The sequence below is a fragment of the Aeromonas lacus genome (assembly GCF_000764665.1).
GTDB lineage: Bacteria > Pseudomonadota > Gammaproteobacteria > Enterobacterales > Aeromonadaceae > Aeromonas > Aeromonas lacus.
In genome coordinates this window covers 1-609 of the sequence record NZ_JRGM01000105.1, presented here as the reverse complement: position 1 = coordinate 609, position 609 = coordinate 1, and the positions used below count along the sequence as shown (strand labels likewise).

General features: G+C 38.3%; 1 protein-coding gene. It reads right to left on the bottom strand.

Features of this window, described 5'->3' with window-relative positions; all coding sequences use genetic code 11:
• Window positions 1-392: 392 nt before the first annotated feature.
• Window positions 393-609 (bottom strand): hypothetical protein (locus LG31_RS21630; protein ID WP_476500321.1); only part of this gene is annotated, 217 nt, incomplete at its 5' end.

Sequence of the window (609 nt, the reverse complement as noted above, 5' to 3'; positions counted from 1 at the left end):
GATGTATTCTGAATGTTGTATGTAGAAAACATGGTCGCTGAAAGTGCCCTTTTTGGGCAAAACGCAAAAAAACTATTTCAATTTAAAACAATGACTTACATTTAAACTTTGTTTGGCATAGACGATTTCACGGTTTTTGAACTATTACAGTATTATTTTTTGAGCCGAGTAGACGTAAAAATTTCACATGTGAAATTTTTACGTCTACTCGGTTGTAGTCTTGGGCGGGAGTACGGAGAGCTCAGTTGTGGTTAAAAAGTATGATATCATGAGCTTATGTAATGGACCCCCTCTTTGAGGGGGAGATAGATATCTACGTTTCAAATGACAGACGCATTACCAAAATGGTGAATTAATATTCACTCCTGTTTCAACGTCACGACCATCTAAAGTTAGTCTGATTTTACTCTTTTTCTGCCAGAATTGTTTGCATAAGAGTCTTTTGGGGTAATGAGAAATCCATAGTATAGCCAGCCAACAAGAGCTCCTTGCCAAGAAAAAATTACAACCAAAACCCAGAAGGCAAGACTCAGTCTCAAGTACTTGTGCAACAAATCCAGCAAGGATTTTAACCAATAAACCACAGGGATGGCTAGAACGGCATAGCCC